The sequence below is a fragment of the Pseudomonadota bacterium genome (genome assembly GCA_034660915.1).
Lineage (GTDB): Bacteria > Desulfobacterota > Anaeroferrophillalia > Anaeroferrophillales > Anaeroferrophillaceae > DQWO01.
Genome location: JAYEKE010000071.1, coordinates 1 through 16,103 on the forward strand (window position 1 = coordinate 1; position 16,103 = coordinate 16,103).

Annotated in this window: 16 protein-coding genes; 8 read left to right on the forward strand and 8 right to left on the reverse strand. The window is 47.4% G+C overall.

The window, feature by feature from the left end; translation table 11 throughout:
- Nucleotides 1–672: formate dehydrogenase accessory sulfurtransferase FdhD (locus U9P07_04180; protein MEA2108597.1), on the forward strand; the 672-nt coding region annotated here is incomplete at its 5' end.
- A gap of 5 nt (nucleotides 673–677) precedes the next feature.
- Here U9P07_04180 and U9P07_04185 read toward each other — a convergent pair.
- The 6 genes from U9P07_04185 to rpsF form a co-directional block, all read right to left on the reverse strand.
- The gene (locus U9P07_04185) at nucleotides 678–1,142 is read right to left on the reverse strand and encodes a universal stress protein (GenBank protein ID MEA2108598.1); all 465 of its coding nucleotides are present in this window, start codon (nucleotides 1,140–1,142) and stop codon (nucleotides 678–680) included.
- 698 nt (nucleotides 1,143–1,840) lie between these two features.
- Complete coding sequence (dnaB, locus tag U9P07_04190; GenBank protein MEA2108599.1) at nucleotides 1,841–3,259, reverse strand: replicative DNA helicase; 1,419 nt, start codon at nucleotides 3,257–3,259, stop codon at nucleotides 1,841–1,843.
- Between the two features lie 232 nt (nucleotides 3,260–3,491).
- A complete protein-coding gene (gene rplI, locus U9P07_04195) occupies nucleotides 3,492–4,052 on the reverse strand; it encodes a 50S ribosomal protein L9 (protein ID MEA2108600.1) in 561 nt (186 codons plus the stop codon).
- Between the two features lie 95 nt (nucleotides 4,053–4,147).
- Nucleotides 4,148–5,113: a DUF2232 domain-containing protein gene (locus U9P07_04200; GenBank protein ID MEA2108601.1), complete on the reverse strand. Its 966-nt coding sequence runs from the start codon at nucleotides 5,111–5,113 to the stop codon at nucleotides 4,148–4,150.
- Nucleotides 5,114–5,171: 58 nt separating this feature from the next.
- Nucleotides 5,172–5,447: a 30S ribosomal protein S18 gene (gene rpsR, locus U9P07_04205; GenBank protein MEA2108602.1), complete on the reverse strand. Its 276-nt coding sequence runs from the start codon at nucleotides 5,445–5,447 to the stop codon at nucleotides 5,172–5,174.
- Between the two features lie 51 nt (nucleotides 5,448–5,498).
- A complete protein-coding gene (gene rpsF, locus U9P07_04210; GenBank protein MEA2108603.1) occupies nucleotides 5,499–5,951 on the reverse strand; it encodes a 30S ribosomal protein S6 in 453 nt (150 codons plus the stop codon).
- Between the two features lie 389 nt (nucleotides 5,952–6,340).
- Here rpsF and U9P07_04215 point away from each other — a divergent pair, with 389 nt between their 5' ends.
- Nucleotides 6,341–6,463 (forward strand): hypothetical protein, encoded by a 123-nt coding sequence (locus U9P07_04215; GenBank protein MEA2108604.1) that lies wholly within the window; start codon nucleotides 6,341–6,343, stop codon nucleotides 6,461–6,463.
- 20 nt (nucleotides 6,464–6,483) lie between these two features.
- Here U9P07_04215 and U9P07_04220 read toward each other — a convergent pair whose 3' ends face one another.
- Nucleotides 6,484–7,596, reverse strand: coding sequence for a DUF362 domain-containing protein (locus U9P07_04220; GenBank protein ID MEA2108605.1), 1,113 nt, complete (start codon nucleotides 7,594–7,596; stop codon nucleotides 6,484–6,486).
- 532 nt (nucleotides 7,597–8,128) lie between these two features.
- Between U9P07_04220 and fusA the strand changes: the two genes are divergently transcribed.
- The 3 genes from fusA (at nucleotide 8,129) to U9P07_04235 (ending at nucleotide 13,397) form a co-directional block, all read left to right on the forward strand.
- Complete coding sequence (gene fusA / locus U9P07_04225) at nucleotides 8,129–10,216, forward strand: elongation factor G (protein MEA2108606.1); 2,088 nt, start codon at nucleotides 8,129–8,131, stop codon at nucleotides 10,214–10,216.
- A gap of 106 nt (nucleotides 10,217–10,322) precedes the next feature.
- Nucleotides 10,323–11,240 carry an SPOR domain-containing protein gene (locus U9P07_04230; protein ID MEA2108607.1) on the forward strand — a complete coding sequence of 306 codons (918 nt, stop codon included), beginning with the start codon at nucleotides 10,323–10,325 and terminating at the stop codon, nucleotides 11,238–11,240.
- Between the two features lie 15 nt (nucleotides 11,241–11,255).
- On the forward strand, nucleotides 11,256–13,397 hold the full coding sequence (locus U9P07_04235) for a bifunctional (p)ppGpp synthetase/guanosine-3',5'-bis(diphosphate) 3'-pyrophosphohydrolase (protein MEA2108608.1): 2,142 nt from the start codon (nucleotides 11,256–11,258) through the stop codon (nucleotides 13,395–13,397).
- A 19-nt stretch (nucleotides 13,398–13,416) separates the two neighbouring features.
- On the opposite strand, the gene rpmB is transcribed toward U9P07_04235, so the two are convergent.
- The gene (gene rpmB, locus U9P07_04240; GenBank protein MEA2108609.1) at nucleotides 13,417–13,605 is read right to left on the reverse strand and encodes a 50S ribosomal protein L28; all 189 of its coding nucleotides are present in this window, start codon (nucleotides 13,603–13,605) and stop codon (nucleotides 13,417–13,419) included.
- A 283-nt stretch (nucleotides 13,606–13,888) separates the two neighbouring features.
- On the opposite strand from rpmB, the gene U9P07_04245 reads away from it, so the two are divergent.
- From U9P07_04245 to U9P07_04255, 3 genes are all read left to right on the forward strand, one after another.
- Nucleotides 13,889–14,506 (forward strand): YdcF family protein, encoded by a 618-nt coding sequence (locus tag U9P07_04245; protein ID MEA2108610.1) that lies wholly within the window; start codon nucleotides 13,889–13,891, stop codon nucleotides 14,504–14,506.
- Between the two features lie 624 nt (nucleotides 14,507–15,130).
- On the forward strand, nucleotides 15,131–15,424 hold the full coding sequence (locus tag U9P07_04250; GenBank protein MEA2108611.1) for a hypothetical protein: 294 nt from the start codon (nucleotides 15,131–15,133) through the stop codon (nucleotides 15,422–15,424).
- A complete protein-coding gene (locus tag U9P07_04255; protein MEA2108612.1) occupies nucleotides 15,415–16,044 on the forward strand; it encodes a carboxypeptidase-like regulatory domain-containing protein in 630 nt (209 codons plus the stop codon). Before U9P07_04250 ends, U9P07_04255 begins: the two co-directional genes overlap by 10 nt.
- Nucleotides 16,045–16,103 lie beyond the last annotated feature (59 nt).

Here is a 16,103-nt window from a genome sequence, read left to right on the forward strand (position 1 = left end):
CTGAGCACCAGCCGGACGCCAATTGATGATGAGCTCATGGCTGTCGGCATCCTTTTTGCCGGGGGGATTATAAACTCTGCCGCTGAAATCAGCAATATTCAGTTAGAACCCGGCAATAAAAATAAGGGAGGGAATATTGTTGAAGACATCATGACTATCACGGTTCCAAGGGCAGGTAGCGCACCTCTGCAACCGTCAACAGCGGCGGACATACGGCAGAAACTCAGCCGGGCTGAAGGGCTGTTTAGCCATTTAAATGAAAAATTCTCCTTCCGGAAACTCTTACGATTTCCGCAAATAATGACAGCCCATCAGGAACTTTATGCCAGTTCCCGGGCCGCACATGCTGTTGGTTTATTCAACCGTGAAGGAGAATTACTCACCTGCCAGGAAGACGCCAGCCGCACCCACGCACTACACAAAGCATTGGGATTTTGCCTGCAACATGAATTGGCACGGGGAGAACTAGTCGCCGTATTCAGCGGCAGGATCAATATTGCCATTGCCTGGATAATCGTCAGAGCCGGTTTTCAGCTGGTACTCTCCATCTCTGCCCCGACAAATACCGCTGTACAAATCATGAATCAGGCCTGCGTTACCTATATCGGCAGCCTCCGTGATGAGGGTGGGATTCTTTATACTCCCAAAAGTCCCCTAACCATAAAAGGATGAATTCATCAGGCCCTTACCAGATAAACACTACAGGGAGCCTTCTTCATAACTCCAGCAGACACGCTTCCCAACAAGCTCCTGGCCACCCGGCCCCTACCAGTACTGCCGATAACAATGACATCCGCATCAATTTCCCTGGACAACCTGATGATACTTTCCGCCGGAGGTCCAGAGACTACCCGGGTTTCCAGTTCCACCCCATTTTCCCGGGCCAGTTTCCTCGCCACCAGGAAAACCATATCAATGATTTTCTCCCAGCGACGATCATCTTCACCGGCCGTAGGCCTGGGAGGAATGGGAAACATATCAAAGTAATCATCGGACTGAACCACCTTGGAAAAAACCGCATAAACTTTATTGGGAAAGGCACCTTTAGAACAACCAGCCATCCAGACAGCTTCATACACCGCTTTGTCGGAAACTGCTGAGCCATCAACGGCCACCAGGATTTTTTTGCGATAATTTAACATTTCCAACTCTCCAAACCGTCATTAACCCAAGCCACTTTAGTCACTTAGCAATAAAGTTTTGTAAACATTCGACTACGTTTTCAGAAAAGATAAAAACACTCTCACAGAGGCACAAAGTCACAGAGAACCCCAGTCATTTGCCCTCTGTGACTCCGTGTCTTCATGGTAAAATTTTTTTTGCCCTGCGTCCTTAATTTGTGATAATTCACTTTCCCGCCTTCCTTCGCCTGCGGTCCGTACTGGTTTGCACGTTTGCTTCGCCGTGCTTCGCGGGGGGACACTCTTGACTATCGCTCGCCCAGTGGAGGAACAGCTTGAATTTGCTTTTAACGCGAAACTCAAGAATGTCCCCAATCCCGGTGACCCCGCTTCCCTATTCTTTATGTTCTTCATGTTAATAGCATCTTATCTTTTTTGGTTCCGGCTATGCTGGTTCAGGCTGCCTTGATAAAATAGAATTTTCGTTTGAGTTCAAGACAGCCTTTACTCTTCATGTTCAGCCAACCAGACATAAGCAAAAATTACCATAATTGAACATAACCAACCCACCATCAAGTAGAGAAAGAAAGCAGGATAGCCAAATATACGGTAATCTTTGTTGAAAATATGCATAATAGGATAATTAATAAAGAAAAATCCGAGGATAAAAAAGATTATCCACCATTCTTTTTTATAAATTATCTGTCTGTTTTTCTGTTTCATTCTTCCGTCTTATCAAAATAAGCAAAGTCATCGGCACCATCAATCTCACTGGCCATAACATCATCAAATCGCTGGTCAAGATTTTTAAAAGCGGTAAATTGATGCAGAAATCTTAAGCGCACTAGTCCCACCGGCCCATTACGCTGTTTTCCGACTATTATTTCCGCCAACCCCTTATTATCAGTGTTATCCTTATCATAAACTTCATCCCGGTAGACAAAAAGAATGACATCGGCATCCTGCTCAATGGCCCCCGATTCCCGCAGGTCTGAAAGCTGGGGCCGTTTATCCTGCCGGCTTTCAACCCCCCGGTTAAGCTGGGAAAGGGCAATAACAGGAACATTCAATTCTTTGGCCAATGCTTTCAATGAACGGGAAATTTCCGATATCTCCCGCTCCCGGCTGTCCATATTCCGATGACCACGCATAAGCTGGAGGTAATCGACAATGATCAAACCAAGATTCTGTTCCGCTTTCAGCCGCCTGGCCTTCGCCCGCATTTCCAGAACCGTCATCGCCGGTGTATCATCGATAAAAATAGGGGCTTCAGACAAAATTCCGGCACCCCGCGTCAGTTTTGGCCAATCTGTACGGGCCAGGAAGCCGCTTCTCAGTTTATGGGCATCAACTTCAGCTTCAGAACACAGCATCCTGACAACCAACTGCTCCTTGGACATCTCCAGCGAAAAAACAGCTACCGGCAACTCACCGGAAATTGCCGCATGCTGGGCAATATTGAGGGCAAAAGCAGTTTTACCCATACTTGGACGACCGGCAATAACAACCAGGTCGGAATTCTGAAAACCGGTGGTCATTTTATCCAGATCAGTAAAACCCGACGGCACCCCGGCAATCAGGTCCGGACTTTCATAAAGTCTTTCTATCGCCTTAAAACTATCCTTTACAATCGTTTCGATGGGGGAAAAGGCTGGATTGACCCGTTTTTCGGCCACTTCAAAAATGGTTCTTTCCGCCTCATCAACCAACTCATCAACATCATCAATATCATTATAACAACGGCCGACAATTGAGGTGGCTGCGTCAATCATCAGGCGCAGAATAGATTTCTCCTTGATAATTCTGGCATAGGAAATGATATTGGCAGCCGTTGGAATGCTATCAACCAGCATGGTCAGATAGGTAACCCCCCCCACCTGATCAAGCTTCTCCCTGACCCGCAGGCGCTCAGTAACCGTAACCAGATCAATAGCCTCCCCTTTAAGGGACAGATCGATCATCACCTGATAAATTTTCCGATTGGCCTCACGATAGAAATCAGCAGTAGCCAGAATATCCATAACCTTGTTAATGGCCATATTATCAAACATTATTCCTCCCAAAACCGCCTGCTCAGCCATGATATTCTGAGGTGGAAGTTTGGGAGATAGTTTGTTTTCGGCAGTTTCCTGAGCCATGCATCACGTCCTGAAAAAAATGAGTCACAAATTGTCAGATAGGCACTAACACCATGTTATCAGAGGGTTTTTCTCTCAAGCAACCATAGTAAATGAACGGCCTTGAGCTTATTTTGAATCTAGCATATTAAAATGAAATTGTCAAAAATGGATAACAAAAAAGCCGGGGAGTTACAATGTAACTCCCCGGCTGAAAAAAATTTTATCTCTGCCTGAAACAACCCGGTCGTAACTACTGATCCTGTTCACCAGGCTCGGCAACCGTTTCCTCTTCAGCCTCGACAGTCATCTCCACGGGAATAGAATCAGACTCTTTCGCCTCTTTTTCAGCCAGCAGGGCCTGGCTTTCCGGATCGCCAGCTACCCGAATCGCAATTTCGGCCACAATTCCCGGCTGGAGAGCCACGACGGCAACATAATTACCCAGTCCCTTGATCGCCTCCGGCAGGTCAATTTTACGCCGGTCAACCTCAACCCCTTTTTCCAGCAGGGCATCGGCAATATCTTTATTGGTTACTGAACCAAAAAGTTTTCCCTTTTCACCAACTTTTCGCTCAAAATCCAGTAAAATTGCTTCAATCCGTTTCTTGAGCTCCTCACCTTTAGCCTGCAGACGACCCCGTTTCTTATCCAGCACCCGCTGATGGTGCTTCTGGTATTTAACATTACCTTCATTCGCTTCGATGGCCAAGCCGGTGGGAATCAGGTAATTCCTGGCATAGCCATTAGCAACTGAAACCAGATCTCCAACATTACCAAGCCGGTCTACCGGCTCCTGTAAAATAACTTTCATTGTACTTATCCTCCAAATAATAAAAAAACTTGGCTACATACATTCATTAACGAACAACCAGGTGAAAATGTCTGATGAAAATGGACTGGGATTTTCTAGCTCTTAACTTTCCGGCTAAACTTGCGAAAATCCACCCACATATCAAACAATCCGATCATCACCACGGCTACCAGTAAAAAGTGAAAAGCAAAAAGTAGAAAGTAGATAAAAGCCCGTCCACCACCTCCAACCTGAAATTTTTTCAAGTAGCAATGGAAGATGGCCATTCCCTGAAGAAAATAAAAGAATGCCAGGACAAAAATACCATTAAAAAGAAAAAACCGGATCAGTTCCGGAAGCCCAGGGAGCAGCACTACCACCCACAAGCCAATCAAAACCCAGATGGTCTGCGGATAAACAGTAAAGTTCTCGAATAAAGGACCTTCCCCCCAAATTATGGGGGTATGACGCCATCGACCCAGCAGACTGACCATCACCATAGTCAAGCCATTGAGTAAAAAATAAGCGCCGAAAAGCAGGGAGGGGAACAACATACCCACCCAATACCCCAATATTGGAGTTGAATCATGCAAAAAGGCCAGCTGCTCTTTCGCCATCCCCATATCCCGGTACACCTGCTGCACCATCTCCAGGTTTGCCTGAAAAGCCTGTTGCACCAGGGCCATGGGAGTCACGGACGACTGAAAGGCATAAAAAAAGACTGCCAGCAGAACAATACCGACACAAGCACCGGCAGCCACCACCATAACCCGCAACCGGGTCGACAGCTTGCGGGCTACTTCGTTCAGCATCACAGCCGGAAGGCCGTATTCGAGCAGAAAACCCAGCAGCGGCCCGCCCTGATGGAAAAACAGGTATAAAAGCACCGTGGTAAGGGCGACAATATACAAGGGCAACCATCGGTGCCGAGTCAATATACCTACGTACACAGCCGGCACCATGGTCAATAAACCCGGCACAAAACCAAAGATCGGAACAGCAATCGCAGCGATAAAAAAACAGGTCGTCGCCACAACCCCCAGGACAAACATCCTGACAGGAAAAGAATGATCAGTTACCACAGCTCTGTCTTATCAACAAGTAACCATAAATTTTCAGCAAAAGTCCTGATAGCCACCACTACATCGGTTTAGGGGTCATCTGCGCAAAAGGCAGCAAAGCGATATTCCTGGCCCTCTTTATGGCCGTCGACAATTCCCGCTGATGACTGGAACAAGTCCCGGATATCCTCTTTGGGACAACTTTTCCCTTTTCACTGATATAATAACGCAACAGGCGAATATCTTTATAATCTATTTTTATTGAACTGTCGGCACAAAAACGACAATATTTCTTCCGGCTCACAAACGCCCGGCGCCGCTGAGGACGATTAGTTTTACCTCTGGAAAAAGCCATTACTACCTCTCAATCTTCAACTTGAATCATCAAATATAAAATTCTGTTTAGCTACTCTGTCTCAGCCTTAATCTCGGTTTCGGTCTCTGCAACTTCATCCACAACCGGAGTTTCTTCCTCCACTTCAGCCTTCACATCGTCAGTTACCACCGGCTCTTCTGCAACTTCATCCGGTTCAGCGGGCTGATCTTTGCTTTCATCATAGTCATCCGGCAAACGAACGGTAATAAACTTGATGACCTCATCCATAATTCTCAGATGACGCTCAAATTCCTGCAGGCATTCAGTCGTGACGGCAAAACGCATCAGAATATAACGCCCTTCCAGATACCTTTTCACCCGGTAAGCAAGGGGTTTCACCCCCCAGTCATCCCGGTAAAAAACCCTGGCCCCAAACCGCTCGCCAATTTCCGCCAACCGGTCGTCAACCTTTTTCACTCCTTCATCACCCATAGTTCCCGGATGAATGTAAAGGAGCTCGTACTTTCTCATTTCTTCTGCCATGTAACCAATTCCTCCTTATGAGTTTAGGCTACCTTAAAAAATGGCCTTTTTGCTCGATTACTGCGTTAGGCTCAAATTATAATCCTCAAAATATGAAAATATATTCCTGCGGTTATAATTCTCGCCTGCCTTGTACTCAAACAAAAATTCTAATTTTTCAAGACAGCCTTTATAGTAGCCCCAACCCGGAGCAAGGGGAAGTAAAGCGTGATCTGATACACTAATTATAGAAAAAAATCAAGTATTATCCCTGAAGTTTTTTCTAGCCTTTCGCTACCTGCTGTCTACAGGTTGCCTGCAATCTCACCAAATCTCAATCTTCTTAAGTTGCTCTAAAAACAGCCGGGCCTGTGGGGCGCCGCTAAAGCAATGTTACCGGATGTTCCGGCATGGCTCTCGCTCATTCTCGCCGGCCGTCCATGGCCGGCTTCCGAGGCGTCCGCCGCGAATCACATCGTGTGATTCGTTCGGCGGCCAATACCGCTATGAGCCAAGCCCGAACATCCTGCTGATATATCCCTGGCAATGCAAGTCATAAAGTTGAGACCAAATTATACTGCCTGACCCCCAGACCGATATCCTCCGCGTGCTGCAGCTGTATCCGCCAGTCTACTTTCGGGTAAAGCTGCTGAAATTTATCAAGCCCCGGATCAATATCGTCTCCAAGAGCGCTTCCGGCAACCCCCGGAGCTTCATTGACCAAATCAACACAGGCCTGATCAAGGGCGACAGGATCGCGGGAAGCCAGGATGCCGATATCAGGAACAACCGGCTGATCATTGTGGGGGTAGCAGTCACAGGCGGGACTTACCTGGACAACAAAATTCAAAAACAGTACATTTTCCCGTTTACCGGCACAGGCGGCGTAAGCATATTCCACCATCTTTTCCTGGAAAACCGGAATACTTTCATTCCAACGAATGGCAACCGCCTGCTGGGGACAGACAACAATACAATCACCACAGCCGATACAACTTTCCGGATCAATAACAGCCTTCTTTTCTTCAGTGATGGTAATGGCACCAGCCGGACACCAGCGTTGGCATTCGCCGCAGCCAATACATTTACGCCGGGTAACCTTGGGGCTGATATTGGAATGCTGCTGCAATTTCCCCTCCCGGCAGGCACAACCCATCCCCAGATTTTTCAACGCCCCCCCGAAGCCGGGCAATTCATGACCCTTGAAATGGCTCATGACCACCATCGCCTCCACATTGGCAATTTCCAGGGCAATTTTAGCGGTTTCAACATGCTTTTTTTCAATCCTGACGGCAGCCGAACTGTTACCACGCAGGCCATCAGCAATAATAACCGGAGCATCCAGCACGGTCAGGTTGAAACCATGCCGGGCCGCGGTCTGCAAATGAGCAACCGCATCGCTGCGGGAGCCCACATACAACGTATTACTGTCGGTAACAAATGGCTTTCCTCCCAATTCTTTAACCATCTCCACCACCGGACGGATAAAAACCGGGCGGATAAATGAGGTGTTTCCCTCCTCACCAAAATGGAGTTTAATCGCCGTCATGGTATTGGTCCGCACACTGTCCGCCAACTCCAGTTTATTCAGCAGCTGCTTGATTTTGGCAAAAAGATTATTCCGCACTGAGGTCCGCAGATCAGCAAAATATACGTTCGAAGCCATTTTTATTTACTCCTTCTCCAGGTTTTTCACTCCTCGCATTGTCATCCCGTCAATGTCAATCAAGGAGTTTTTCTATTGTGCCTGATACAGACGGGTAAATCAACCCAAATCTACCGCTCGATAAAGAACTAATGCGGGCTTCGCCCGCAACCCAAATTAAGGTGTCAGGCTGTTCCGGCATGGCTCGCGCTCATTCTCGCCGGCCGTCCATGGCCGGCTTGTGAGGACACCGCTAAAGCAATGTCCCCGATTGTCCGCCGCGAATCACATCGTGTGATTCGTTCGGCGGCCAATACCGCTATGAGCCAAGCCCGAACATCCTGAATGTGTTCCCGAGCCTTGCATAAGTTTCTTCATCGGAACCTTTGCCTAACGGCAAAGAACCCGTGAAGCACTTAACAATTTCTTGTTTTTTTTTGACAGACTTTCAGGGGTAAGGTACTAAAGCCTTGACTTTTAACGGCAGAAAAAGTAGGGGATGAATATCATGTAAACCCTTACTCTGCCATGGAAAGGAGAAAAGGAAGAAAATATGAAAGCCTATAAATCCGAAGACATCCGAAATGTTGCCATCATCGCCCATGGTGGAGCCGGGAAGACCACCCTGGCTGAAGCTATGCTCTTTACGGCCAAAGCCACTGATCGCCTGGGAAGCGTCGACCAGGGAACCTCTATTCTTGATTACGAACCTGAGGAAATTAAACGGAATATTACTATTTCTTCGTCCATTCATCATCTTGACTGGCAGGGAAATCATGTCAATATTATTGACACTCCCGGATATGCCAATTTCATCATGGATACCCGCTCCTGTATGCGAATTGCCGGCGGCGCGGTTCTCATTGTCAGTGCTATCTCCGGGGTAAAGGTCCAGACTGAAGCGGTCTGGAAATTTACCGAAGAATTCGAACTGCCCAAGCTTGCGTTCATCAGTAAACTGGATCGGGAGCGGGCTAATTTTTTCCGGGCCATCGATGAAATGGAAAAAACCTTTAAATGCAACACCGCCGTCCTGCAACTGCCCATTGGCCTGGAAGACTCATTTTCAGGAATTGTGGACCTGGTCAAACTGAAAGCCTACAGCTATACCAAGGACCAGAGTGGCAATTTCAAAGTCATCGATATCCCTGCTGATATGCAGGATGAGGTCATGAGTGAACGAGAAAAAATGATCGAACGGGTGGTTGAAGCCGATGACGAGCTGATTGAAAAATACCTGGGGGGTGAAGAAATAACTGAGCAGGAAATTTATGACACCCTCCATGAAGGAACCATAACCGGCAAATTCATTCCGGTTGTCTGCGGTTCAGCTTTAAAAAATATTGGTATTGCCCAGTTGCTGGATTATCTTCCTATCTGCATACCCTCCCCGGTTGAAAGAGGAGAAGTTCAAGGATTTGATCCGAAAACCGATGAAGAAATAATTCGCCAGGTAGGAGCTGACCAGCCATTTTCCGGACTGGTTTTCAAAAGCATCACTGATCCGTTCACCGGCCAGCTTTCACTTTTCCGGGTTTATTCCGGCACCCTGCATTCAGATTCAGCCTGTCTCAATGTCAACAAAGACAAGAAGGAACGTATCGGCCAGCTGCTGAGAATAGAGGGAAGTAAGCAAAAACCCATCGAAGAATGCATTCCCGGCGACATTGTCGCGGTTGCCAAGCTGAAAGAAACCACCACCTGGGACACCCTCTGTGATGAAAAAACCCCTATCCGCTATACCGGCCTGGAAATTCCGGAACCGGTCATTTCCTTCTCCCTGAAACCTAAATCCAAGGGGGATGAGGAAAAACTGACAGCCGCCCTCCATAAGCTCAAGGATGAAGATACTACTATCCGGATTACCCGTAACCCCCAGACCAAGGAGCTGGTCATCTCCGGCATGGGACAGGTTCATGTGGAAGTCACGGTTGACAAACTCAAACGCAAATATGGCGTCGAAGTACTGATGCAGGAGCCTAAAGTACCCTACAAAGAAACCATCCGGGGAACGGTAAGCGTCCAGGGCAAACACAAGAAGCAATCTGGTGGCCATGGCCAGTATGCTGACACCTGGCTGGAAATTGCCCCCCTGCCCAGAGGTGGCGGCTTTGAGTTTGTTGACAACATTGTCGGTGGCGTTGTCCCCCGCCAGTATATCCCGGCAGTCGAGAAGGGCGTGGTTGAAGCCATGGCTGGTGGCGTTATTGCCGGCTATCCGGTAGTCGATGTTAAAATCACCCTTTATGACGGTTCCTACCACTCCGTTGACTCCTCGGAAATGGCCTTTAAAATTGCCGGTTCCATGGGTTTTAAAAAAGGAGTGAAAGATGCCAGACCCGTAATGCTTGAACCCATTATGGAGATGGAAGTTACGGTTCCCAATGATTACATGGGTGACATCATTGGCGACCTGAACAGCCGCCGGGGAAAAGTAAAAGGCGTCGAACCAATGGCTAACAGCCAGATCATCAAGGCCAGTGTTCCTATGACTGAAATATTGAAATATGCGCCTAATTTGCGCTCTTTGACCGGTGGTCGGGGCATGTTTACGATGAAATTTTCCCACTATGATGAAGTCCCTTCTCATCTGGCGGAAAAGATTATCAAGGAAGCGGAAGTAGAACAGGAAAACAGCTAACAGCGTACGGTAAATGAATGGTGTACGGTTTAAGATATACGGTACAAGGAACCTTATACCTTAAACCGTACACCTTAAACCTTATACCTTATACCTTTTTTTACACATGGCCAAAAAACCAAAGGTCAATCTGCTGGAATCATTGCTTAGATATGAAATAATTCTGGCACTGTTCACCCTGATCGGAGTTTATTATTTTTTGACCTTTTCACCGGTTCGCATGCCCCGGGAAACCATCACTTCACCTACCATTGAACTTCCATCACCACCCCCGGTCACAGCCAAAAAACCTGATACCGCGGTCAGCCGGACTACTGAAATAAAGCCGGCACCTCCGGTTTCCGTCGATAATCAAAAAAACCACAAAATCTCTGAGGCCAAACTGCCTGAGCCAACTCCCCGTCTCTCCGAAGTAAAAGTAATGGAGAAAAAAACACCCACACCGCCGGCAAAACCGCCGATAAAGAAAAAAGCTGCAGTGGTCACGCCGATAGAACCGAAACCGACAACAATTGAAACCAGCAACAAGGCGGCAGCCGGACAAAAACCAGCCAAACCCCAAAAAAAATCCTATGTCATCCAGGCCGGTATTTTTATTTTCCCTGAGACCCTGAAACATTACCAGCATATGCTGCAAGATCATGGTTACGCTTCTTTTGTCACCACCAGGAAGAGATTGCTCCCCATGCACCGGGTTTTCCTGGGGCCATATCCAAACCTTGCCAGAGCCAGAAAAACCATCAGGACCATTAACAAATGGGATGATGATCCCTTCCCCTGCCGTCGCGGCAAACAGTTTTATGTCAATGTCGGCTCCTTTTATTACCAGACGACCGCCAGGGAAAAGATCAGTCAATATCGCTCCCGGGGGTTTATTCCGGTAGATTTTCATGAACCGGTCAAGATACCTCATCACATCCTGCTGGTTGATGGCTTTTCTTTTAATCATTACCCTCGTAGTGCCCTGCGTTCGATCAAGCAGCTGGGGATTCCAGATGCCTTTGTTCGCAACTGGCAGCCTTAAAACCATGCGCATACCATGACCCGCCTCAATAATATTCTGGACAAAGTCCAGGAATACAACCCCGGTGCCGATCTCAACAACCTTCGCAAGGCTTATGTCTATAGTGCTTTGGCCCACAAGGGACAGGTGCGCCTCTCGGGGGAGCCCTACCTGATTCACCCCCTGGAAGTGGCGAACATCATTGCTGATCTTAAAATGGACGTGGCCAGCGTCACCGCCGGACTCCTTCATGACACCCTGGAAGATACCCTGACATCGATGGAAGAGCTGTCGGCCCGTTTCGGTGAAGAAGTCACCACCCTGGTGGAAGGGTTAACCAAGATCAGCAAGATCAGTTTTAAAACTTCCGAAGAAAGGCAGGCGGAAAATTTCCGCAAAATGATTCTGGCCATGGTCAAGGACCTCCGGGTTCTGATAATCAAGCTGGCCGACCGGCTTCATAACATGCGGACCCTGCAGTTCCAGCGGCCGGAAAAACAACAGGCCATCGCCCAGGAAACCCTGGATATCTATGCTCCCCTGGCAAACCGGCTGGGAATCTCCTGGATTAAGCAGGAGCTTGAAGACCTCTCACTGCGATACCTTAAACCAGTCATCTATGCCGAGCTGGAGCAGAAAATCGTCCGAAAGAAGGAAGAAAGCCGGGAGTACATCAGTAAAGTTATCAAAATTATGGAGCGAAATCTCCATCATCACAAAATTGAGGGAACCGTCACCGGCCGCTTAAAGCACCTGTACGGCATCTACCAGAAGATGGTACATCAGGACATCACCTTCGAACAGATTTATGATATCCTGGCCTTTAGGATTATTGTCCATTCAGTCAAGGACTGCTATGCGGTCCTGGGTATTATCCACTCCCTCTGGCTGCCGGTTCCCGGTCGCTTTAAAGACTTTATTGCCATTCCGAAAACCAACCTCTACCAGTCCCTGCACACAACGGTTATTGGCCCTGATGCCGAACATTTCGAACTGCAGATCCGTACGGAAGAAATGCACCGTATTGCCGAGATGGGAATTGCCGCCCACTGGCAATACAAGGAAAGCTCTAAACTGAATGACGATGAACGTTCGCAACTTGACTGGTTGCACCAGGTAGTTGAATGGCAGGGTGAGGTCAGCAATGCCGGGGAATTCCTCGAATCGGTCAAGATTGATCTTTTTGCCGATTCGGTCTACGTCTTCACTCCCCAGGGAGCGGTTAAAGAATTGCCCAAAGGCTCAACGCCCGTCGATTTCGCCTACAGTATTCACTCTAATATCGGTGACCACTGCACCGGTGCCAAGGTTTCCGGCAAGATGGTAGCACTGAAATACGAGCTGAAAACCGGAGAAGTGGTGGAAATTATCACCTCTAACAAGCAGCATCCCAATAAAGACTGGCTTCACTTTGTCAAAACCAGCAAAGCGCGCAGTAAAATTCGCCATTGGATAAAGAAGGAGGAGGAACGGCGGAGCATTGAACTGGGAAAGGAATTATGCGAACGGGAATTTTCCCGTCATAAACTATCATTCAACAAGAATTTCAAAGAGGGAAAGTTTGATGAAGTAGCCATCCAGTTTTCCCTGAACAAAGCTGAAAATCTGGTGGCAGCCATCGGCAGGGGGAAAATATCGGCGTTGCAGGTTGTTTACAAGCTTTACCCTGAGCTCAGAAAAAGCGGCCGGCAGGAGAAGAAGGACAAGGAAGAAAATCAGCAGAAGAAAAAGCGGCAGAGCCACGAGGGGATTAGCATAAAAGACATTGATGACGTCATGGTTCACTTTGCCAAATGCTGCAATCCCCTTCCGGGAGATCCGGTCATCGGTTTCATCACCAGGGGCCGGGGAGTTACCATCCACCGTCGGGACTGTAAACATGTGCTGAAAAGTGATCCAGAACGTCAGATTGAGGTAAGCTGGAGCCTGGGGGAGCAGGCAACTCACCAGATCAAGATCAGGGTACTTTGCGAGGATCGCCGGGGCATACTGGCAGAGATGACTACGGTAATCAGTTCCGAAGAAGCAAATATCTCCGATGTCAAAGTGAGCACCAACATCGACCGCAACGCGGTCTGCATATTTAAAATCGGGGTCACCGATCTAAAGCATTTGCAACAGGTAATAAACAGGCTGGAACAGGTAAAGGGGGTTATTGAAGTTCACCGAATGCGCTGATGGAGTTTTTACAAAACCATCAACTTTTTTTCACCGCACCGCTACGGATGCAGCGGGTGCAGACGGTGATTTTTTTCTTCTGACCATTGACCACCGCATTGACTTTCTGCAGGTTCGGGTACCAGGTTTTTTTGGTTCTATTATTAGCATGACTGACATTATTGCCAACCTGCGATCTTTTTCCACAAATATCACAAACTTTTGCCATGGGTACAACCTCCGAAATATTTTCTAAAACCCTTATGCTGAGATAAAAAACCAAACCTCGTTCCCCCGCGTGAGCGATACCGGCAAAGTTCGCTTCGCCCTGCTTCGCGAGGGGTCACTCTTGACTGTCGCTTACACTGGGGGAGAAATAGCTTGAAATCATTTTTAACACGAAAGTCAAGAATGTCCCTGATCCCGGTAACCTTTCAGCTTTGAGCTTTGACCTTTAAAAGAGCCGTTGAGTTACCATAACAGAGTGGTAAAATCAAGCCAAAAATCAACGCATGAAAAAGAAACTCTCTTTACCCCTGACCATAACAATTCTGGTTTTCATGACTTTGATGGTCGCTGACCTGCTGCTCTGGCAGTTTCTCGACTATAGCCGGGTTTCACCGCCCCGGCTCCCGGCAAACGTCCACCACAGGGTTGATGCCATTGCCGTTCTGGCCGGCGGTCCCGGACGCATCCGTCAGGGATACGATCTGCTGCGACAGGATAAAGCCCGCTACCTGCTCATCATCGGCGCCAACCCCCGCAGCCGCAGCCGGGATATACTGATTACTCTTGCATTATCGCCGGACAATCAGAAAAACCTGCAACCCGGCCGGATTATCATTGAAAACCAGTCACATAACACCCTCACCAACATCCTGGCCTTGCGGGACCTCTGCCGCCAGCACCATTTTCATTCCCTGGTTATCGTCACCTCAACATTCCATGTGAAAAGGGCCTATCACCTCTGCCAAAAAATCCTCCCGCCACAACTGGAAGTTTACTACCAGACCATTCCGCCAAAAAGCGGCACCAGCAATAGCGCTGACAAACCAGTTCCAACTCCCCTGCTCGTAAAAGAATTCATTAAATACCTGAATGCCTTGTTGCAGCTGGCCGGTCATGATTAAATTTACAATATTTTCGAAAAAAAACGGCAAACAACCACTTTGATAAAAAAATTAAATCTTTACCACGCTAAAACAGTAAATATTCGGCCACGTTTTCAAAAAAACAATAATACTCTTATAAGCGTAATTTTTTTGTCTCGCGCCCGTTCGTTTCACTCACTCAAGACGCAAAGAGCGCAAAGAAAAATGACAGACGATATAGCAAATTGAACTCTTCGCGGTCTTTGCGGCTTTGCGAGAGAATTAAAAAAAATTGACTGGTATAGTTGCAAGAATTTGCCAATCTATAAACAAAGTCGAATGCTTACCTAAAACACATGGAAAAACATGTACTTTTCTACCCAAATCAGGTAAAAATTTTCCACTTTTTCACTAAAATAAGAAGCTGTTTTTTAATTTTACGATTTATAACACATTGATTTTAATGGGGAAATAGATAAGATATCTGAACAGATTTTTTGGTATGCCAATTGCTACACTATTCTGCGGACATACAAGGCAACACACAATATAAAACAATAATTTTATGGTTTTCATTGTCCTGAACCTGACCATAGTATTCATATCAGCACTTTTAAACCACTGAACTGGTACTTCATTATATAAACAGAAAGGGGTAATTCAATGTCAGCACGGTCTCTGCTCAAACTAACCCTGGTCCCCGTATCCCTGTTGCTCTCGTTAAATCTTTGCTTTGGCGCCCAGGTTTCCGGAACGGTAACCAATGGAATGAATCCGGTGGCAAATATCCGGGTTGAAGCCCACACTGACAAGTGCTGGCCTGAAGGCGATTATTCTTTCTCTGCGGATACCGACGATTATGGTAACTACAGCATCAATGTGACCGCAGGCAGTTACTATATCTACGTATACTCTAACAATGCCAATGGTGACTATCTGGGTGGCTGGTGGAACTAAACGGTACCGGGTTGGATTATTTCAATTGTGATGCTGCTGTTCCAGTACCCAGCGACAGTGTACAAAATCTCACAGTACAGACAGGTGAAGTTATCACCGGCATTGTGACGGCCAGCGACGGTACAACGCCCTTCTTCAACGTCTGTGTCACCGCCTATACAGACACCTGTCACAATGGCCATGCCGGCAACAATAATACTAATGCAAACGGTCACTACCGAATAGTTGTACCCGCAGCCGGAGATTATTACCTTTACGCTCAGCCCCAGTGCAACGAAACACTGTCTGTGCTGGAAGAATGGTGGAATGGCGCTGATGGAACCATCGACTGCAACAATGCCGCTCCAGTAACCGTTATTGCCGGAGAAGAATGTGCCAACAAGGATTTTACCCTCGCTCAGGCCTACACTATTTCCGGAACGGTAACCGATGGAACGAATCCGGTAGCAAACATTGATGTTAATGCCCATGAAGGAAATTGTGGAACACCAGGAATGACCTTTGGAGGAAGTACAGATTCCGAAGGCCACTACAGATTTACTCGAGCAATACAATCAAGTAGTGCTAAAAACGCTTTGGTGCGCCATAGTACCACGATTTTACAGGGGTTTCAAAAATAAACCGTCAAAGAAAAGTTTAACTATATCAGGCTTTCCCGGTAAGTGAGCCGAAACGTTTG